The sequence below is a fragment of the Nibrella viscosa genome (assembly GCF_039541875.1).
Lineage (GTDB): Bacteria > Bacteroidota > Bacteroidia > Cytophagales > Spirosomataceae > Nibrella > Nibrella viscosa.
In genome coordinates this window covers 1-19,593 of the sequence record NZ_BAABHB010000017.1, presented here as the reverse complement: position 1 = coordinate 19,593, position 19,593 = coordinate 1, and the positions used below count along the sequence as shown (strand labels likewise).

The following is a 19,593-nucleotide window of genomic DNA, read 5'->3' as shown; positions in this document are numbered from 1 at the left end:
CCATGGAGCTTAAACCCTACCAGCAGAGTGTTATCAACGACCTGAGTCTGTTTCTGGATCAGTTGCAGCAGACCAATGGCCGGGTGCGCGAGGCATTCTACGACTTCTGGCTCAGCAAAGGATTCCGGCCGTTTCCGGGTACGGCCATCGAGCCGTATAAAAACAACGTCAAAGACGGAGCCGACCACCCCGTGCCGCATATCTGCCTCAAAGTGCCCACCGCAGGCGGTAAAACCTTCATCGCCTGCAACGCCCTCCGGACCATCTTTGAGAAGGTCGAGCCCGGTGCTGTTTCTGCCAATGTGGTGGTCTGGCTGGTACCCTCCAACTCCATTCTGCAGCAGACCATTCTGAATCTGCGCAACCCCGCTCACCCCTACCGGCAGAAAATCAATTCGCATTTTCAGAACCGCGTCGAGGTCTTCGATAAGCAGGCCATGCTGAGCGGAGCCGGCTTCAACGCCACCACCGTGCAGGGGCAATTGAGCATCATTGTCATGAGTTTCGATTCGCTGCGGGCCCGCAACAAGGAAGACCGCAAGCTCTACCAGGAGAACGGCAACAACATCAGTTTCGCCCAGGGCGATACCACTAATCCGTACGTGCTGGAAGGTACCGACGAAACGGCCGTGATCAACGTCATTCGGAGCCTGTCGCCCGTGGTGGTTGTCGACGAAAGCCACAACGCCGAGAGCGAGCTGAGCGTGGAGATGCTGCGCAACCTCAACCCCTCGTTTATTCTGGACTTAACGGCAACCCCGCGCAAAAACAGCAACATCATCAGTTTTGTGGATGCGCTGGAGCTGAAAAAGGAAAACATGGTGAAGCTGCCGGTGATCGTCTACAACCAGAAGAAAGAGCGGACGGAGGTCATCAACTCCGCCCTGAGCCTGCAACGCCGACTCGAACTGCTGGCCAACGACGAACGCAAACAAGGTGGCCGCTACATCCGGCCTATTGTGCTGTTTCAGGCCCAGCCCAAAACCAGCGAGGATAACCAGACCTTTGAGAAGATCAAGGAAACGCTCATCCGGGCGGGTATCCCCAGTGACCAGATCAAGATCAAAACGGCCAGTATCGATGAGCTGAAGGGCATCAATTTGATGTCGCCGGAATGTCCCGTTCGCTACATCATCACCGTCAACGCCCTGAAAGAAGGCTGGGACTGTCCGTTTGCCTACATTCTGGCCTCGCTGGCCGACCGCTCCTCGGCTGTGGATGTCGAGCAGATTCTGGGCCGGGTGCTGCGGCAGCCGCACGTCATGCGCCACAAATCACCCCTGCTCAACCTGAGCTATGTCCTGACGGCCTCCTCCCGCTTTCGCGAAACCCTGCAAAACGTTGTCAACGGCCTCAACAAAGCCGGTTTCAGTGCGCGGGATTACCGGGCCATCGACGAAACCTCAGACTCCGCCAACCAGCCAGTGGCAAAAGCAGCCGGCGATCCGCTGGAGTTGCTGTTTACCCTGCCGGCACCGACACCCGAGGCCAGCCCCAATAACGGTGATGCAGGGGATGAACTGGACCCAGCCGCCATCCACTATGCCGGCAATATTGCGGCCAACGGCTCCGCCAATGCTATAGGTACCGACATCACCGCTATTGAGCAAAAAGCCCTGGCCGAGGCTACTGAGTACGACGAGCGAATCAAGCAAATGAGCGATACCCCATCCGCCTTACCGCCGGCGCTGACCGACCTGGTCGACCAGTACCGGATCAAAGACCAGTTTCAGGAGCTGGCCGGCACCATCAGGCTGCCGCAGTTCTTCCAGCGCGTCTCCACCGGCATTTTCGGCGATGAGGAATTGCTGCTCCGTAAGGAAGCCCTGCTGGCGGATTTCAACCTGCGCAAAGCCGACCGCAACATTGATTTCGGCAGCGTCGATTCAGAACTATACAAGGTCGACCTGGAAGAAGCCCACAAAGGCGAATACACTCCGCGCTTCAGCCATATCGACGGGCAGACTAAAGATGCCCTGCTGGCCAACATCCTGCCCAACCAGACCCGCGAAGGGCAGATCAAAACAATGACCAAGCAGATGCTGCGCCGGCTAGGCAACCTCAAACCTATTTCCGACAAAGACATTGAATGGTACGTGCGGCAGGTACTGGAAGACCTGACCGAAGCGCAGTTTCAGGACCTGATCGCGCAGGAATTCAGCTACAGCGAGCGCATCCGCCAGAAAATCGAATCGCTTACCACCACCCATGCCGAAAAGACCTTCCGGCTGTGGCTCGATCAAGACAAACTGTTTCTGCGCCCGTCTTACGCATTACCAGCTACGATTTCTCCCACCGAAACCGGCAAGGACATCATCAAATCGCTGTATGTCCATGAGGCCAAATGCAACCCATTCGAAGAAAAGGTCATCGACGCCATTGCCAATCTGGAAAGCGTCGCCTTCTGGACCCGCAATCTGGAGCGCGGTCGAGGGTTCGTCCTCAACGGGTTTATCAATCATTACCCGGATTTCATTGTCGTCACCAAACGCGGCAAGATCATCCTGGTCGAGACCAAAGGCGACCACCTCGACAACACCGATACGGCCGAGAAAATCCGGCTGGGCAACTTCTGGCGCAGCAAAGCCGGCAACGACTATCGGTATTACATGGTCTTCGAGACCAAAGAAGTACCTGATGCCGTTACGCTGGCCACGTTGCTGGGTACGATTCGGGAGTTGTGACTAGAATACTTAAAGTCTCTACAGGATTTTAAGTAAATTCCCTGATTACTTTCAAAGCTATTCCCTACCATGTAGTCAGGGTATAGCCTTGAAAATAACAATTATTTCTTTCCGTTCAGTTTGGCGCGGGTTGTCATATTTATGGTACGCTCAACCACTGATGCATCAGCCGTTTTAATAAGACGCATGTCCGTTGATCGCTTTTTAACCGTTTCCAGATTATCCTCAATGTACAGGTAGTATTCCTCTTTTCCGTCGCGGTTAATGCCGGCTGAGACTTTTCGGGTTTTCAATTTCTGAAAAGGAACATCCGCAGCGTAGGCAATGAGAAATTCGGGGCCAAAGGGTGGGCCTGCTGCAATATAATCTTTGTCCCTGGCTATTTGCTGCCACTGGTTGGTAGTAAATTCACTAAGCCGCTCTGAATCCTGTAGTAAAAGCAGGTGATTTTCGGCATCCCGATAAATCAACCGGATATAACAGGGCCGATTTGCCCGGACATAAACCCGCATAGTATCGTCTTCTGCATAGAGCAGGTTAGAATCTCCCCGATCAGTTCGTAAGGTGAACCCTAGTCGTTTAGGATTGGGAAGAGGTTCATCATTTTTTAACGCATTATTGACCGCCGTTACAGAGGCAACCGCTTCCGGTTCTGGCTGCCACGACTCGGCCGAAATATTTTTACGAAGAATACGGGCCGTGGCCGGTTTACCCACTGCTTCTCCGTTTCGGTCGAAAAGCCGGGCCGTAAACGTCAGAAAATTTCCTTCCTCCTGGTAACTGCCCTTCACAGCCATCAATTCCTGAGCCCAGCTTCGTGACGGCGATTCTACCTGAATCGCCGGGTTGAGCCGACGAAGTTCGTCACGCAACGTAATCGTTGCCAGCTCAGCCAGGGGCGTAACAATGCCTTTATCGCCGTATCCCAAATTCTGGACCTGCACCTGTTGGGTAATGCCCGCCGGAATAGCGGACGAAAGTGTTTTTGACATTTCCTTCATAATATCGGCAAGAGTCACATACTCGAGTGGATTGCCTTCTAATAGAGAAAATGTGCCGGTAGCCGGAGCCGGTTCTGTATCCATTATCCCAATCTTAAAGTTTCCGGCCAGATTACCCTGCATAGTGAAATAAACTGATAGACGGCAGGGAATAGTTTTCATAAACAGGCCCATGCCTTCAGGGTTACCTTCAATTGTTTTTTTGGTATACACTTCCATTAAATAACCGTTTGCAGTAGTCCTAATGTTGGAACTGAAACGAATTTCCTCTTTATCGGAATGTATTTTGAATTGCTTTATTCCCTGCCGGTAATAACGTAAGGGAATACCTTCGTAATAATCTTTCGGATCAAGTAAGCGTGAACCGGACACGGCCGGCAGCAGATCGTTATAAAAACGGGTGTCCGGCAGAAGATATGAGTTTAGATACTCCTCAAATTGCCGGCGGGTAACGGGATCCTGTGCGCTCCGCGGTGGGCCTACTAATGAACTTAGAATAGTCTGAAAAGACGAAAGGCTTCTATAGACTTCGGTAGCCGCCAGTCGTTTCTGGGCTTCGGTAAGCGTGGACTGCGCCTGAAGTAAACCAGCATACAACAGGCAGCAAAGCAAAATAAGTGTTCGCATAATTTTGTACGGAGATTTAAATTGAAATTAGTTTTAGTGACTACCAACGATTAAAACCAGCTACGCTCATCCAAACTGTTCGGGCGTCTCTTTCCGGTCGCGGGTTCGGCGCTCCGCCGGCCGAACCGCTCCCTGCATGAGCCGCCCTCACTGCCCCCTTGCTCAACCGGAATTGGACCGGATGCCTTGCTACTGAACTGGGGACACGACACGGAAGCCAACGTAGTCGCTCCGGGCTGCGGGGGCGTCGTTGAAGCGGAACGCCGACCGGCAGAACTGCGGTCTGTTGATCCAGCTACCGCCCCGCGATACCCGATAAGTGCCCGTTGCAGGGCCGGCAGGATTGTGGCTACTGCTACGAGCGTAGTAGTCGCTGCCGTACCAATCCTGGCACCACTCCCTTACATTACCCGCCATATCGTACAGCCCCAGCGGGTTAGCACCGAAACTGCCCACCTGTACCGTTTTTTCGCGATACTCACCGGCGACCGAATACACCTCCTTGTACCGCTCACTTCCATCAAAGTTCGCCTGCGCGGGGTCCAGTACATCCTGCCCATTGCCGAACCGGCTCCGCTTGGCCACCGCGCCCCCGCCGCCGGCATACTCCCACTCGGCCTCCGTGGGCAGACGGTACTGGCCACCCGTGCGGGCATTCAGCTTCTGTAAAAACACTTGTACATCTTCCCAGGATACTCTCTCCACGGGACAATCCGGGCAGTCTTTAAAGTGAGACGGATTGCTGCCCATGATGGCTTCCCACTGCCGTTGTGTCACTTCGTACTTACCCATCAGAAATGAGCTGACTGTGACGGTATGCACCGGCTTTTCATTCTCGAACCCTTCGTTGCGGGTATCGCCCATCTGAAAGGTACCGCCCGGCACGTAGACCAAATCGGCAAAGGGCAGTTCCAGAAACTTCTGCGGCCGGGTAGTTGAAGGCAACAACGAGGGAGTCTCTTCCGAGGGTTTAATCACAAACACAAACTCACCTCTGAGTTCATCATATCGACCCGGCGTCTGTCGGCCCCCGCTTTTTGCTTCTACCACTTCGGCGGTCTTGTCCAGTATGGTCCGGATACCCAGGTTCGGCTTTGTCAGAAACTGTAGCAGTGCTTCGGTAAATAATCCGTTGCGAGCTGTTACATTATCATCGGCCGTGCTTCCTTCACGCGTGGCAAATACCACCATACTCCCACGGGGATTGTTGGTAGGCCGCACCAGCCCTGCCGTCAGCTCACGACTATTCTGTTCACAGGACTTCAGATCAGGCAAGTTTCGACAAGCGTCCAGAAACACAAAACTGTTGCGCACCTGCCGGGTAGCTAGGTCACTCAGAATACGGTTCAGCGAGATGCCGTACTCTTCTAATTCTTCCAGACACCGAATCTGCGTATCGATTGGTAACAGGTAGTTTTTACCGTTATAACTAAGGCCATGGCCCGCGTAGTAAACCAGAGCTACATCGGTGCCGGTCAGTTTATCGCGAAAGCGATTCAGTGCCGTTACCATAGTGCGGTAGTCGGCGTTGGGAACGGTATTTACCTCAAAACCTAAGGTTTCCAGGGCCCGGCTCATGTCCTGCGCATCGTTGAGGGGGTTCTTCAGCGACCTGACATGCTGATAATCCTTATTGCCGATGACCAGGGCCAACCGCCGTTCAGTACCGGCCGGAGCCGTGCCTTCGGCAATCTTAATGGTGCGCTGAGACCAGGCTCTGCCGGTCAGACAAACCAGCAGTAGCAGCAGGTAAGGTAGTTGCGTTATAGAATAGCTGGTCATGTCGGTCGCTGAAGCATTATTTAAACTCGTTTACTAGCACGAATTTATGGAAGTGAGGCTACGATACGAAAACCATAAACGCTACCTTTACCAGTTGAAAAATACGGCAAACGGTGAGTTATCCGGCAGCTCTCCGGAATATCTGCCCAACTGCCACCCCGAAGCACGCGATAAACTTTTTCGGTTGCAGAGCCAGTGGGGTTTACATTCGCACTATTCGCATAATAATCCTTGTCATACGCATCCTGACACCACTCAGCCACATTTCCCGACATGTCGAACAAACCCAATGCATTTGCTGGAAAGCTCCCCACAATTCTTGTCTGGCTTGTAAGCCCGTCGGTAAAGCGATTGATAGCTGCCTGTAGAGTGCGATAATCCGTATTGTAAGCAGGTGTAACTGAAAAGCCCAGTTGCTTCAAAGCTTCGCTGATGTCTTTCGCATCGTTGACCGGATTAGTCAGGCGATTCGCAAACTGGTAATCCTTGTTACCGATGACCAACGCCAGCCGTCGCTCACCCGGCGATGACGAGGTGGTCTTAAAAGTTCTGGTTCTGGGCTGCGATAATGTCGTTAATGGAAGCAGGAGCAGCAGGAGTATCTTTATAGGGTACATAGCAGGACCAATAAGTAGACCTATATCCTGAAGAAATACCAAAAATGCGGGCTTCTTCAGGATATGGGTCTGTAATTCTTCCTTCTTTCAGATTATCTGCTTCTAGCTGATTATCTATGCTCAATCATCACCAGCATGGGTACAATGCTTCCTTTCGCACCAGAACGTACCTCAAAAGCAACCTGATTTGGCCTGTATTGAATATCAGCCGGGGCAATTAGTTTACTACCCAGCGCGTTGTATACTTTCTCTTTAAAGTTACCCTGAGCTGATTTGATTTTGCTGACAGTTTCTTCAAAAGGCAACTCTTCTTCAGACACCAGCACCAGGAAATAATCATTGCCAACCTGCGTATCCATCTTAAATGAGCGATTGTTGGCAGGTAACACTACGGCCGATTTGCCAGGCACCAGCGGACTGATGTTTTCATTGGTTCCCGAATAAGGGAACAGCTTTGTAGTGCGGTTTACGTCGTCCGAACCAATAATGTACATGTAAGCCGGTTTGCTGTTATTCACCGTAAGTTTAAACGAGGTTCCCGAAACATAAGGCTGTCTCATTTTGTAGGTAATCATATCAACAGAACCATTACGGTCGTCTACTGTATCCAGACCCCGTTCCTGAATTGATTCTACAGGCATATTCCCCCCCTGCGTTAAGGCAAAGTCCATACTCGACTGGAGCGCAACCACTTCAGGCCCGGGGCCAGGACCTGGCTTTATTTCTGAGTACACCTGAAACGCATACTGGGTAAAACGCACAACATCGTTATAATTGCCCCAGGTATAGCCTTTGTCTCCCCATCCCTCTCCCCAACTGTTGGCAATAAGAAAAGAGCCTCCAAACTTCTCATCATCGTAGCCAATGATCGTCAACGCGTGATAACCGGCAATGGTGCTGTCATTTTCTACACTTTCTGCCGGCGATGCCTTCCAATTTTCTTTAGCCGAAACAAAGGAGTAAGGAATGGCCATACCGATAGGCACCGGATTCTCCCCCTGAGACAAAGCCTCTTTTATTCTAGAAATCTTGTCGCCGGTTGCGGCTTTGATATCAAACAAAGTCTGATAACCTTCAATCCGGTACTGAGCGGCTTCGGAATCATAGCGGCTTACATCCGTACCACATCCCGGATACGGTAACCGACTGTGTAGAACATTTCCATACTTTTTCATCGCATCCAGCGCGTCGGCCGGAAAGCTACCCCGCTGACAAGCATTATCTGTTCTTTGCTTTATCTTTTCGTAAATGTAAGTCGGTGAAAAGCGTATGGCTTCAATAGCAGACCTATTTCCCCGCAGGTTCTGCGTGCGAGCCTCTATCATGGTACGCATGTAATAGGCAGTTGACCAGGCAGTACAGGTTCCGAACTTGCCCTGATTACCAATGGCGGGAGCGTACTCTTTGAGACTATAAGCCGGGGGAAGAACCCCTCTGTATCGAATGCCCAGAGATTTTTTTTGCAATTCCATGTATTTACGGTCATTCCGTAACATGCCGAAACTGTATTGCTGAGCATTTACGGCCTGAGCAATCAACAGTATACATAGAATAAGTAGTGAGAAGCGAAAATACCTGATGATGGGTTTCATGTGTTTACAATGGTTTACTGAAATGAGATAATTGAGTGAGTTATGGTGCTTATCGTTATTTTTCCTTCAGCTTTACCGACGCCAACAGCCAGTAGCCGGCAGGAGCATTTTTGGGTTTGTTTTTAACCGGTATGTAAGAAGCAGTGGTTACAGTGGTGGTTATCGGCAGTTGACGCATATCATATTGTTTTACATCGTGATATGTTGTGATTCGGCAGTACGGTTTACCCAAAGCGTTAACCTGGAAATTATCATAGAAGACAATATCTGCCTGCTGTAAATCATACTGTACCTGCTGCTGCCGAGCACGGATCAGGAATTCAGTTCTTTCCAGTTCAAGGGTCTTGCCGTCTACGGTTGTCAGGTTAATAAAGCCACTAGGATTAAACAAACCCTCAAACTCAGACTTTATCTTCTCGAACTCTTCGTCGCTCACCTGCTTGGTTAATCGATTGGCCGTCTGCAGCACTGCATTTGTTTTCTGGGCGGGTGTCCAGGTAATCATAGGTACATTGGGTTTTTCGGGATCAACAGGCGGGGCAGGGGGCGTCGGCGGATTGATCGGATCGGGTGGTGTATAACTACCGCCGAACTGCTGAATATTCTGGATGCGCGCATACCGCACGTTTTGTTTGCCATCGGTATACACCAGCGCAAATACATTCAACGTATCGCGTACTTCAACCTGCATTTGGCGGTTAGGGCGTCCGGCTACCCGTACCGGCAACTGTAGTCGGTACCGGTGTACCTGCCGTAGTTCCTGTTTGGTTGAGTCCAGAGAAGCAATTTCCATTTCATCGCGGTCGAGCTCATAAGCCAGATCGCTCTTGTAAAGACCCGCCAGCAGGCGCAGAAATTCGCCAGGTTTCAGAACTGCCTTACCGGCCAGAGGAGCAATCGCCTTATCCGGCATCATGTTGGCCGGTGTAATATGGTTGGCAATACTCGCCGTATCACTGAGAAAATACACCTGCACAAAGTCACGAACCTTGCCGTTGTTGGGAGTCTTGTTAACGATTGGGATAATAGCCGTCAGATCGCGCTGAAACCCCTTCAGCAGATTGTTTAACGCCTTTTCGTGAGATCGCGGCCAGTCGGCCGTAAAACGCTGGGGCTTGGTCGTATCGGCAGAGACTGCCTGGCGGCTGTAGCTACTGGTATCCGGCTCTCTGTTTCCGGAGGTCGACTGAACCGACATCCAGGGCAGCAGCGAAACCATAAACAGCACACCCCGACTAAAGAAAGTTTTAAGGATCAATTGGTGGTACATGGTTTGGTTTGTGTATTACAGATGAAAAATAAGACTTCTAATCTGCCAGTAGCTAAGTCCGGACCCATTAATTCCGGCGGGTACCGGCACCGGATCGCGCCGGCGGCTGCCGTACCAAAAATCTGTATCGGCCGATGGCGTTACGTCGTTGAGTTGGGTACGTTCACCGACCAGGGTACCATCGGCACTGGCATGAATCTCGGTTACGTAATCCAGCGAGTACGACACCAGACCGGGGCTCCGGTCTGTCCGGCCGCTCCATTCTGGTAGCTGCTGACAATTCTTAATAGAGATGGACCGACGTTCCTTATCACTTACATCCACAAAAATTGTGTCGGTAACCAGAAGATGCTGAAGTTGAGTACAGGCCTGTCGGCGCAGGGAATCGGGCTGTCGGGTGTCCAGCCAGGCCGATGCTAATATAATCAATTGTTTTTCAATCTGCTGTGCTTTCCGACGGGTAATCGGGTCGGCGTAGAGCCATTTTTCGGTTCCGGCGATGCGGGTTATTTTCCAGCCGTTTACCGGACCACTGGTGCGCTGCCATTCAACCAGACACCATTCACCTACCCGGTGCGGCTGGCGGGTATCGGCCCGAATACCGCGGATACCCAGGGGGACCCGGAGCTCAACTACCTGCTTAACCGTATCTACCCGCTGCACCATCACAGTATCCATTTCTACCCTGAACCCCAGCCAGAAATGCCGGGGCAGTTGCCGCACAAAATTGCCTGCCGATATAGTAGGGTGCTGCTGCTGGAAAGTAGCTCTCGGAGCAAGAAGATCAGGCATGGCCAGGTTGGGTTGACCCATAAGGGCAAGCCAGGAAGCCTGCCGCTCTGCCCACTTTGTGGAATCAGAACCGTTCAGCGCCTGTAATCGTTGCTGAAAAAGTCGCATCCAGGCGCGGGCGCTATCAGCCAGCGCAGTGGCATTAGGTCCGGTGTTGGGTTGACTTTCTGACCCAGGCCTGTTCTGCGCACACGCAAGCTGGCTGGTTAACAGGCCCAGCAGTAACAGCCGGCTGAAGAATAATTTTTTCACGGTTTAGCAGGTTTCAGAATGGTGCGGAGAGGTAGTGGTAGTTCCGACATCGTATGAGTATCGAAAAGGTCGGCGATGAGCCAGCCCGAATTGTTTTTTTCCCGGACATATTCGTCCAGTTGCAGCACCCAGCCGCGGCCGGTGTCAACATAAACCAGCGTGTTCATGGTCGATTCGGCCAGCAGCTGGCCCGACCGCAGGGCTTTCTCAATGGCCACTTCGTGCGGCTGCGGCCGGAGCGTATCGGCGGCAAACCGCAGCAGACTCTGGTCGTCTTTCAGGCCGCGCAGCAGCGGCAAAAAAGCAACTTCGTGGGCGTTGGGCGGCAGAAACAGCTTTTTGACCGTGTCGGCTGGCGGGCTACCTACTTTTTTAGCCGCAGGTAACAGCCGCAGCCGGTCGGCACCCACTACCTGCCAGTAAGCCGCGCTGTCGGTGGTATACCGTTTTTGCAGATACACCCGCAGGGTATCCGTTCGATTGCCCAGCCATACTTTCACATCAACCCTGGCCAGCAAGCGGACGGGTATCGGCAGGGGATGCGCAGGCTGGGTTGTTTCTTCGATGAAGAGACTCACCCGCCGGCTGTAGACCGACAGCATACCTTTTTTCGAGGCTTTTAGCCGGGGGTCATCTTCGTTGAAAAGCGCCCGCAGGGCTGAAGCCGGGCTGGTAGCGCCGGTGAGTGTATCGATTGCCGAAGGCGTATGGGGTTTGACGGCGCGGTTATACCGCGCCACAAAATCGCTTACCGATTTGATCTGGGCCTTCATCCAGTCGGTAGGGGGTTTGCGAACCACCGTGACGGAAGTGGGCGCGGTGGCGCTGCTGTCTGCCGCGCGGGGTGTCTGGGCATATGCCTGAACACACACTACCAACCCGATGAGTAATTGCTTTATCCCGATCATACGTATTCAGAAAATTTTTTAAACGAAAAGGTCGGCGTTATACGGCTCGGAATTTCCCGTTCGGGCGTCTCTTTCCGGTCGCGGGTTCGGCGCTCCGCCGGCCGAACCGCTCCCTCCATGAGCCGCCCTCACTATCCCTTTGCTCAACAGGAATTGGACCGGATGCCTCTTTACTGAACTGGGGACACGACCCGATAGCCAATGATGTTGTCCCGGAGCGCCGGGGTGTTGTTGTAGCGGTTCGCCGACCGGCAGATCTGCGGTTCGTTGAACCAGCTACCGCCACGTAATACCCGATACGCGCCTGTTGCAGGACCGGTCGGATTGATCTGGTTATCACGATCATAACTACCATACCAGTCCTGGCACCACTCCCACACATTGCCGCTCATATCGTATAAACCCAGTTCGTTGGCGGCTTTCTGGCCTACTTCGTGCGGCTGCCCCCCACTATTATCACCGTACCAGCCGGCTTCATCAACGCTGTTGCTCCCGCTAAACTGATATGACCGGCTGCTCTGCCCGCCCCGGGCGGCATACTCCCATTCCGCTTCGGTAGGCAGGCGGTAGGGTTTGCCCGACCGGCGGCTCAACCATTCACAGTACGCTTCGGCATCGTGCCGGTTCACACCCACAATCGGCAGGCGGCTACGGACACTGGTGTAGCCTTTGTCTTTGTAATATGATTCAGTGCCCGTTTGTATATGATACTTATTTCCGGCTTCCAGCCATTCGGGGTAATGGCTACCGGTGGCCTCTACAAACTGCATATATTCGCTGACGGTCACTTCATACTTACCGATCAGAAAGTCGTTTACGGTTACGGTATGCACCGGCTTTTCGTCGGCCTCCCCGTCTTTGCTGCCCATCCGGAAAGTTCCGCCTTTTACCCGCACCATTTCGGGGCCTACCGGCAGGTCGGTGGGGCTTGCCGGGGTCGGTCGGGTGTTGTCGGGTGCGGAGGGAACAGGCTTATCCCTTTTCACGAAATAGAAGGCTCCCAGCATCTTGTTGTAGTCGGCGGGCAACTGGCGCTCTCCGCTGCGGGCATATACCCCCTGGCGGGTATTCAGCACTATGTCGCTCAGGCTCAGGTCGGGCACCGTCAGGTATTTGAGCAGTTCGCTCGTAAACAAACCATTGCTTTCGCGGGCGTTGTCATCGGCGGTACTGCCTTCTTCGGTAGCAAACACCACCAGGGTGCCCGGCGGATTGTTCGGGATAACGAGCCCTTTCTGCGGGGCCGCCTTATCGCCCATATTCTTGGGAAAGGGGTTGCTGCGGCAGGCATCCAGAAACACAATGTTGTTCCGGACACGGGCCGCTTTCATCTTTCCCATGATGCGGCCCAGCCGCAGGCAGTCATCTTCGGCGTCGGAGAGGGTCTGCAGGGTTGCGTCTACCGGCACCAGATAATTTTCCCCGTTAAACTGCAGCCCGTGGCCGGAATAGTAAAACAGGGCCACATCGTAGCCGGCCAGGCGACTGCCGAAGTCGTCGACCGCCTTCCGGAAAGCCGACATCGATAGGTTGGTAGCCAGTATGACATCAAAGCCCAGTGCATCCAGCGCCTTGCCGACGGCATTGGCGTCATTGACCGGATTGCGCAGGCGGGCATCCTGACGCAGATAATCCTGGTTACCCACCACCAGTGCCAGCCGGCGTTCGGTACCGGCGGGAGCGCTCCCGCCGGCTATTTTGATGGTGCGGGGCTGAGCCATTGTGGTCTGGCTCAGCCAAACCCCAAATAGCAGCAACAGAAAACGCAAGGTCTTGCAGGAAGGGTGATTCATGGGTACTTAGGTTACCGGCAGCGTACGACTACAAGTTTACAAATAGTTACTTTTTAATCCAACACGTCAGAACAGGTATAACTACGTGATCATTAGCCCGTAGAACTACTTACTTACCAGCTATCCCTTGAAAAGCTTATCATGCACCTTTGCGTATAGGTATGCCTCGGCGGCCGACCGGTAATACATACGGAGCGGGGTAGCATCCTGAGCCGGCAGGTAATTGATATACAGATTTTGTACCGATTCACCAGCAGCAATTCGTCTGACCAGAATACCCATTGCCCTCGACGGCAGATGGTGCATGGTAGCCGTCATCCCGGCCACAAAAATCCGGAAGTTCCGGCGGGCTTCTGAGCCGGATTCGTAATACTGCCGATTAAACCTGGTCAACAGTTCACCTCTGTTCAGATTCAGGCGGACCGAAAGGCGCTCCCAGTTGTTGTAGGCAAACAGGACGGCAGCCAGGGCATGGTCCTCAATGGTCCGCAACTCTTCTACTGAACCGAAAACTTTGAAATCACGTGTAAGTATTTCGTTTTTCTGAATGTCTTTGAAGGCGATGTTCGTAAACTGGAAGGGACCAAAGCTGAGCATTGTATCATGGCGGGCCGGAAAATAGCTGATAAACGTAGAGCCTCCTTCCTGAAGCAGCCGGTCGAAATAATAGGTCTTGAATATAGGATTCACGGGTAATTCTCCCTGTGAGCCAGTGAAATGGGTTGCAGGAATCAGTTCGTGAATATTATAGCCCAGCAACACATTAGCCGTAAAGTTTTCCATAAAAATATTCATGAACGCCCGGCGTTCCGGGCTGTAACGGGGTAGCATCCGTTGGTGATAAATCCGGATCGAGTCAAGTACCGGCTTCAGAACAGTTGCTCTGTAGGTATCCAGGTTCATAGGACGGGGATCTGTGTTCATCCGCTCGACGGCCTTCAGCTTCAGAGCATCGAGGTAGTTCCTTAACGCAGGCCTGTTAACATCAATCTTGTTTTTGACAACTTTGTAGTTCCACATGGCGATCATACCCTGCTGGTACGAAAAGGGGGCCTTTTTACTCCCATGCACCCCCAGCGGCAACGCGAAATCCCGCATATCGATCCGGCTAATCACTCCGTTGTCTACCAGTTCCGACAAACTCTTGTTTTTCAGGTAGGCCGCTATCTTTGACTCAGCCGCAGGGTTTACACTCTCAAAATGCTCGTTGTATAAAGAAGCGGTTATGATGTAGTTTTTATCTAGGTCTTCCTGGGGCTGACTGCTGCCTGTAAGAAATAAAACCAGGGCGATAGTGCCAGTCCCTTTTGCAACGCTACCCATCGGCAAAGCCAACTTTCGCCCGTATTGTCCTAACTGACCCAGAGCTTTCTGTCCCTGAACCGCTATTTTGTTGAGATAATTGATAAGTACCATTTTCCTGTAAGAACAAGGTGAGACACATTCACGCCCATTTAGGCGCCTTTCTAAGCGTGAATAAGTGTTTACCGGGTATCCTTATCAGGGGAGATCCAAATTATTTTGTATCGAACCGCGCAGGCCTGCCATAACTTTAGATGTACTCAATAATTTGATTCATACGATCATACTTGCATATGCAGTGTTGTACAGCTAGATTTACCTAGTTTAATCAGTCTAAATCATTCTCTGCTGCACATCTTCTTATGCTAATCTTCGGCTCCCGGTCTTCTCATCTTAAGACCGTTCCTACCACTATCAGCTGCGCCAGTTGCGGCACACCTAATCAAACCCAAATCAGTGTTTATGGGCGCTATCTTCATGTTTTCTGGATTCCGCTCTTTCCCATTGGAAAATCGGTCGTAGCCCACTGCGAACATTGTCAGAAAACTTACAGGCCGGCTAGTTTGCCGCAGGAGTTGAAAGAAGCCGGAAGAGCAGCCAAGCGGCAGGCAAAAGCTCCGTTCTGGCACTACCTGGGTTTAAGCACAATTATATTGCTGTTGAGTACCCTCATTTACATAGGATCTTCGACTACCGACAATACTGAGCTTTATTTTGCAGACCCCAAACCAGGTGACAAATACATGTATAAAGTAGAAAACGACGGCGATAAAGTGTATTCCTATTTTAAAATAGCGACCGTCGGTAAAGACACTTTATGGGTTCATCTAAACAAGTATTTTTCCGAGAAGCAATTCCGCTCTTATAAAATTGATAAAACAGATAATTACGAAGAAGAAACAGTGGCAATGCCCCGAGCAACCATTGCAAAGATGAAAACTGATGGAAACATCATGAGTATTTCAAGGTAATTGCCGCAACGTAAAACCTTTGCCTTTGGTGTTAAAGATAGCAAACATAGCTCACAGAAGCTTGCTGTAAACTGATCATGGAGCTTTTACAAACAAGGATCTGTGAGCTTTTAAGGGGTTTTATAAACAGCGAAATAGTATAGTAAATCCGTCGAGCTTTAACGGCGTTAGAAGTTATTCAGGACTTCCGCCGATTGTGTTTCTTTAGGATTAGGTCCCCACTTATTAACACCAGGCACACTATCCTGCACGTAGAAGATTAGGAGTACAAGACCTCCCAAGGGTATTAACGTCAGCAACAACCACCAACCGGAGCGGCCGCTATCGTGGAGCCGCCGGACCGCCACCGCCGTGCTGGGAATGAGCGTGGCCAGCACGTATATGCTCGTTAGAACGCCAAAGCCATTTCCGCTACCGATTATGATCACATCGATCCCGATCAGTAGCACAATGAATAAAATGTTAAACAAAACGAAAAACCAGTATTCGCTACGACGGGTGCGACCCCGGAAATCAGCAAAATTGCGGAGAGCATTAATGTAGGCGTTCATGTAAGTTAAGAAAATAGTGAAAACGTAAAGTGAATGGATTATACTGGGTAATGCTACTAAAATAAAAGAAGTTTTTCAAGCATATCTCGCTTTTTCGGATGTTTAACTGACCAATGCTTTATCTTTATCAAACAAGTGTAAAATTGGTTAAATTTTAAAACTGGTCACGAACGTAATGTGCGTGACCAGTGTAGCATTAAAATCTCTCAATTTTATTTGTTTACTGATTATTTGTCGGCAAAAACCGTATCGTGAACTTTCAAAAACAGGTAGGCTTCGGCTGCGGAGCGATACACTTTTGCGAGTTGGGCATTATCTTCTTTGGCCAGGCAGGTATAGTATAGCGTACTCAAATTGTCGCTTTCGCTAATCTTTTTGGCCAGCAGATTCATTGATACCGGCGGCTGATGATGCAGACAGGCCGTCATGCCGGCAATAAAAATCCGCAGGTTGCGTGTGTCGATGTTATCGGCGAACTCGTCGTTGAATTTTTTCAGCACCCCCCGGCTGTTGAGCAGCATCGAAAAGCGTTCCCAGTTGTTGTAAGTGAAAATAGCTGCTGCCAGCGCGTGGTCCTGAATTGTCGTAAGATCTTTGGTGCTTTCGTACACTTTAAAGCTTGCCACCAGCCGGGGGTTGCTTTGAATATCGCGCAGGGCAATATTGGTAAACTGATAAGGGCCAAAGCTAAGCAGGGGATCGTACCGCGCCGGGAAGTAGCTGATAAACTCTGTACCTGCTTCCTGAAGCATACGGTCGAAATAAAATGTTTTGAACAGGGGATTAACCGGCAGCTTCTCTTTTGTTTCCGTGAAATGGGTGGGCGGAATCAGTTCGTGAATGCTGTAGCCCAGCAAAACGTTGGCCGACATATTTGCAACAAGCAGGTCCATAAACCGACGTCGTTCCGGGCTGTATAGCGGCTGCATTTGCTGATGATACGCCCGGATAGTGTCCAGTACAGGTTTGAGCACCATGGCCCGGTACGTATCCAGATTCATGCGGGCAGAGCCCTCCTGAAACCGGTTCATGGCCTCGGCCATCAGGGCATCCAGCTCATTTTTCAACTCCGGTTTTCGGCTGAGAACAACCGCATTGCGCTTCAACTTATCAACCCACATGGCCTGCATACCCCGCTGGTAGGAAAGTAGGCTGTCGTTACCATGTACGCCGAGGGGTAAGGCAAAATCGCGCATGTCTACGCGACTGATGACACCGTCGGTTATCAAATATTCCAGGTTTTTCCCTTTCAGATAAGCGGCCATTTCGACTTCTGCCGCCGGGTTTATACTTTCGAACCGCTCATTGTAGATGGGGGTCGTTATGAGGTAATCTTTCGGTCCGTTTTTCTGAACCGCGCTGATGTGAACCCCAACGAGCAGGGTTGCTACGGTGTACAACCATTTCATAGGCTTACAAAGTGTTTGATCTGACTATTGATAGTACGATTCTTTAGAAGCTTATCAGTAAAGGATAAAAATCTTTTACCTATTTGAGTTTGTTTCAATCTTCCCGGATTGCTGTAATCTTTACTTTTAAGGGCAGTTTACGGTAAATAAAGGACGTTTCCGTATGAAAATAGTTAAAGGAAAAGGTTATGTCTTTCGAATTTACAGTAGTCATCCAGCACATTGCCGCTGAAATCCGTTTCGTATATATAGTAGCCGATCGGCTCCAGGTTACCAAGCCAAATTTTTCTTGTGTCTTCAACGTACAGGCCGATTCGCGTTCTTATCACTGAACCCACCAATTTGTTTAAGATATGATATTCAAACCCGTCAAAAAAATACTGGATATCGTCTCTGTTATGGCCCCCAAAATCGTTCTCGTTACTATCCTCCGTATCAGCCAGTATTTTTCGAAAACTCTCAATGGCTTTCTGTCTTAAATCCAAGCGTCGGCATCGGTCAGTCAGCAAGATGTCAAGTTCTTGGTCGGTCATGTACTATAAAGTTAATCGCCTTCGGGTGGCGTATTCCGTGATGAGCTGTGGATTTTGCCTTTGCTGGGTGCGCTCCTTAACCTCCACCGCAGCATCCTGAAAAACGGACTCAATAGTCTGACCGGCTCTGAGGTAGTTTAGCAAAGACTCAGTGTAGACACCGTTGCGGCCCGTGCCGTTCTGGGCTACGTTTTTCCAGCCGGTAGCCATGGCCAAATACATGTTGCCTTCACCAGCCAGATCCGAGATTACCTTGAAGCCCCGGTCATCGTCGGCCCGCACCGTGGCCGGCCAATACCGGAAGGGATCATTGCGGCAGGCATCCAGCACCGCCACACAAAAGGTGGCCCCACTGGTCTTCAGCTCATTGAGCAGCATCTGCACGTTGATGGCCTCTAAATTGGCATCACTGGGACGGGTGAGCCGCGCATCGGTGGGTATAAGGTAGTTTTGACCACCCACCTCGATGCCATGACCCGCGTAGAATACCATCGCTACTTCCGTCCGCCGGTCAATCTGCTGACTAAACGACAACAAAGCCTGGCGCATGGCCTGCTGGTTGGCATCGGTATGTAGCAGTACTTGAAAGCCCAGGCTCCGCAGGCGGGCAGCCATATCCTGAGCATCGTTGAGGGGCCGACCCTGCAACGAAGAGCCATATTGGTAAGTTGAGTTGCCGATGACCAGCGCCAGGCGCTTGCCGGAGGCCGGTGCAGGGGTTGCACAGGTTTGGGCCTTCTTTTTATCGTCCAGATAGAAAGTCTGGTTTGGATCCAAGGCTTCTCCCTGGCGAAACAGCTCCAGTGCCTCAGTACAACGGTTAAGATTCACCAGCGATCGCCCTTTAATAAAGTAGGAAATTGCATCTTTAGGATCCAGCCGAATGGCTTCATCCAAGTCAACAATTGCTTCCTGATGACGACCTAATTTTCTCTTTGAAATAGCCCGGTTTATATAAGCATTTCCATATTTAGGGTCCAGTCGAATAGCTACATCAAAGTCATAGATCGCCTGCTGGTACTGACCTAACTCATCTTTTGCCCAGCCCCGATTGTAGTACGCTCTGGCATACGTAGGGTCTAAGCGAATGGCTTCATCATAGTCGGCAATGGCTTCCTGATGACGGCCTAGGTCCTGTTTGCTGTTCCCCCGGACAATGTATGCATTTAAATATTTGGGGTCTAAGCGAATAGCCTCATCACAATCGGTAATGGCTTCCTGATGGCGGTTTAGCTTCCGTTTGCTTAACCCACGATTATAGTAAGCAGCTGCATACTGAGGGTTTAGTTGAATAGCTTTCGAGAAGTATTCAATTTCCTCGTGATGGTCATTGGTTGCCATTCCTTTATCAAACCACTCCTTAGCGGTGGTCTGCGCCAACGTGGAGAGTGTTCAGTAAAGTGTGTCAAGTAAGAATGTCTTAACTTGACAACAAAATGGGAAAGGGGAAAAAAGACTTTGATTATGCCAGCTTCCGTCAGGAAGCGATTCAACGCCTGATGGCAGGCG

The 19,593-nt window shown here is 51.1% G+C and carries 15 protein-coding genes; 2 read left to right on the top strand and 13 right to left on the bottom strand.

Annotated elements, in window-relative coordinates; genetic code table 11:
* The first annotated feature begins 2 nt into the window (after nucleotides 1-2).
* Nucleotides 3-2,684 carry a DEAD/DEAH box helicase gene (locus tag ABD931_RS26170; protein ID WP_345270990.1) on the top strand — a complete coding sequence of 894 codons (2,682 nt, stop codon included), beginning with the start codon at nucleotides 3-5 and terminating at the stop codon, nucleotides 2,682-2,684.
* Nucleotides 2,685-2,785: 101 nt separating this feature from the next.
* Here ABD931_RS26170 and ABD931_RS26165 read toward each other — a convergent pair whose 3' ends face one another.
* The 9 genes from ABD931_RS26165 to ABD931_RS26125 form a co-directional block, all read right to left on the bottom strand.
* Nucleotides 2,786-4,312, bottom strand: coding sequence for a hypothetical protein (locus ABD931_RS26165; RefSeq protein WP_345270989.1), 1,527 nt, complete (start codon nucleotides 4,310-4,312; stop codon nucleotides 2,786-2,788).
* 189 nt (nucleotides 4,313-4,501) lie between these two features.
* The gene (locus ABD931_RS26160) at nucleotides 4,502-6,094 is read right to left on the bottom strand and encodes an SUMF1/EgtB/PvdO family nonheme iron enzyme (RefSeq protein WP_345270988.1); all 1,593 of its coding nucleotides are present in this window, start codon (nucleotides 6,092-6,094) and stop codon (nucleotides 4,502-4,504) included.
* Between the two features lie 44 nt (nucleotides 6,095-6,138).
* Nucleotides 6,139-6,711 carry an SUMF1/EgtB/PvdO family nonheme iron enzyme gene (locus tag ABD931_RS26155; RefSeq protein ID WP_345270987.1) on the bottom strand — a complete coding sequence of 191 codons (573 nt, stop codon included), beginning with the start codon at nucleotides 6,709-6,711 and terminating at the stop codon, nucleotides 6,139-6,141.
* A 110-nt stretch (nucleotides 6,712-6,821) separates the two neighbouring features.
* A complete protein-coding gene (locus ABD931_RS26150) occupies nucleotides 6,822-8,303 on the bottom strand; it encodes a C1 family peptidase (RefSeq protein WP_345270986.1) in 1,482 nt (493 codons plus the stop codon).
* A 55-nt stretch (nucleotides 8,304-8,358) separates the two neighbouring features.
* Entirely contained in the window at nucleotides 8,359-9,561 is a 1,203-nt protein-coding gene (locus ABD931_RS26145) for a hypothetical protein (protein ID WP_345270985.1), read from the bottom strand.
* A 27-nt stretch (nucleotides 9,562-9,588) separates the two neighbouring features.
* Nucleotides 9,589-10,617, bottom strand: coding sequence for a hypothetical protein (locus tag ABD931_RS26140; RefSeq protein WP_345270984.1), 1,029 nt, complete (start codon nucleotides 10,615-10,617; stop codon nucleotides 9,589-9,591).
* The gene (locus ABD931_RS26135) at nucleotides 10,614-11,525 is read right to left on the bottom strand and encodes a hypothetical protein (RefSeq protein WP_345270983.1); all 912 of its coding nucleotides are present in this window, start codon (nucleotides 11,523-11,525) and stop codon (nucleotides 10,614-10,616) included. The genes ABD931_RS26140 and ABD931_RS26135 overlap by 4 nt, the downstream gene beginning before the upstream one ends.
* Nucleotides 11,526-11,695: 170 nt before the next feature.
* Entirely contained in the window at nucleotides 11,696-13,318 is a 1,623-nt protein-coding gene (locus ABD931_RS26130; protein WP_345270982.1) for an SUMF1/EgtB/PvdO family nonheme iron enzyme, read from the bottom strand.
* 120 nt (nucleotides 13,319-13,438) lie between these two features.
* Nucleotides 13,439-14,734: a hypothetical protein gene (locus ABD931_RS26125; RefSeq protein ID WP_345270981.1), complete on the bottom strand. Its 1,296-nt coding sequence runs from the start codon at nucleotides 14,732-14,734 to the stop codon at nucleotides 13,439-13,441.
* Nucleotides 14,735-14,982: 248 nt separating this feature from the next.
* On the opposite strand from ABD931_RS26125, the gene ABD931_RS26120 reads away from it, so the two are divergent.
* Nucleotides 14,983-15,591, top strand: a complete 609-nt coding sequence (locus ABD931_RS26120) for a zinc-ribbon domain-containing protein (protein ID WP_345270980.1) — start codon at nucleotides 14,983-14,985, stop codon at nucleotides 15,589-15,591.
* A 167-nt stretch (nucleotides 15,592-15,758) separates the two neighbouring features.
* On the opposite strand, the gene ABD931_RS26115 is transcribed toward ABD931_RS26120, so the two are convergent.
* From ABD931_RS26115 to ABD931_RS26100, 4 genes are all read right to left on the bottom strand, one after another.
* Entirely contained in the window at nucleotides 15,759-16,142 is a 384-nt protein-coding gene (locus ABD931_RS26115; RefSeq protein WP_345270979.1) for a DUF805 domain-containing protein, read from the bottom strand.
* Between the two features lie 227 nt (nucleotides 16,143-16,369).
* On the bottom strand, nucleotides 16,370-17,551 hold the full coding sequence (locus tag ABD931_RS26110; RefSeq protein WP_345270978.1) for a hypothetical protein: 1,182 nt from the start codon (nucleotides 17,549-17,551) through the stop codon (nucleotides 16,370-16,372).
* A gap of 173 nt (nucleotides 17,552-17,724) precedes the next feature.
* Nucleotides 17,725-18,084, bottom strand: coding sequence for a hypothetical protein (locus ABD931_RS26105; RefSeq protein ID WP_345270977.1), 360 nt, complete (start codon nucleotides 18,082-18,084; stop codon nucleotides 17,725-17,727).
* A 3-nt stretch (nucleotides 18,085-18,087) separates the two neighbouring features.
* Nucleotides 18,088-19,464 (bottom strand): caspase family protein, encoded by a 1,377-nt coding sequence (locus ABD931_RS26100; protein WP_345270976.1) that lies wholly within the window; start codon nucleotides 19,462-19,464, stop codon nucleotides 18,088-18,090.
* Between the last annotated feature and the right edge of the window lie 129 nt (nucleotides 19,465-19,593).

What these genes read in the sequence shown, in the direction of transcription:
- ABD931_RS26165 (WP_345270989.1), bottom strand. Translation starts at nt 4,312, where the DNA reads ATGCGAACACTTATTTTGCTTTGCTGCCTGTTGTATGCTGGTTTACTT.
- ABD931_RS26160 (WP_345270988.1), bottom strand. Translation starts at nt 6,094, where the DNA reads ATGACCAGCTATTCTATAACGCAACTACCTTACCTGCTGCTACTGCTG.
- ABD931_RS26170 (WP_345270990.1), top strand. Translation starts at nt 3, where the DNA reads ATGGAGCTTAAACCCTACCAGCAGAGTGTTATCAACGACCTGAGTCTG.
- ABD931_RS26105 (WP_345270977.1), bottom strand. Translation starts at nt 18,084, where the DNA reads ATGACCGACCAAGAACTTGACATCTTGCTGACTGACCGATGCCGACGC.
- ABD931_RS26120 (WP_345270980.1), top strand. Translation starts at nt 14,983, where the DNA reads ATGCTAATCTTCGGCTCCCGGTCTTCTCATCTTAAGACCGTTCCTACC.
- ABD931_RS26125 (WP_345270981.1), bottom strand. Translation starts at nt 14,734, where the DNA reads ATGGTACTTATCAATTATCTCAACAAAATAGCGGTTCAGGGACAGAAA.
- ABD931_RS26115 (WP_345270979.1), bottom strand. Translation starts at nt 16,142, where the DNA reads ATGAACGCCTACATTAATGCTCTCCGCAATTTTGCTGATTTCCGGGGT.
- ABD931_RS26130 (WP_345270982.1), bottom strand. Translation starts at nt 13,318, where the DNA reads ATGAATCACCCTTCCTGCAAGACCTTGCGTTTTCTGTTGCTGCTATTT.
- ABD931_RS26110 (WP_345270978.1), bottom strand. Translation starts at nt 17,551, where the DNA reads ATGAAATGGTTGTACACCGTAGCAACCCTGCTCGTTGGGGTTCACATC.
- ABD931_RS26150 (WP_345270986.1), bottom strand. Translation starts at nt 8,303, where the DNA reads ATGAAACCCATCATCAGGTATTTTCGCTTCTCACTACTTATTCTATGT.
- ABD931_RS26135 (WP_345270983.1), bottom strand. Translation starts at nt 11,525, where the DNA reads ATGATCGGGATAAAGCAATTACTCATCGGGTTGGTAGTGTGTGTTCAG.
- ABD931_RS26155 (WP_345270987.1), bottom strand. Translation starts at nt 6,711, where the DNA reads ATGTACCCTATAAAGATACTCCTGCTGCTCCTGCTTCCATTAACGACA.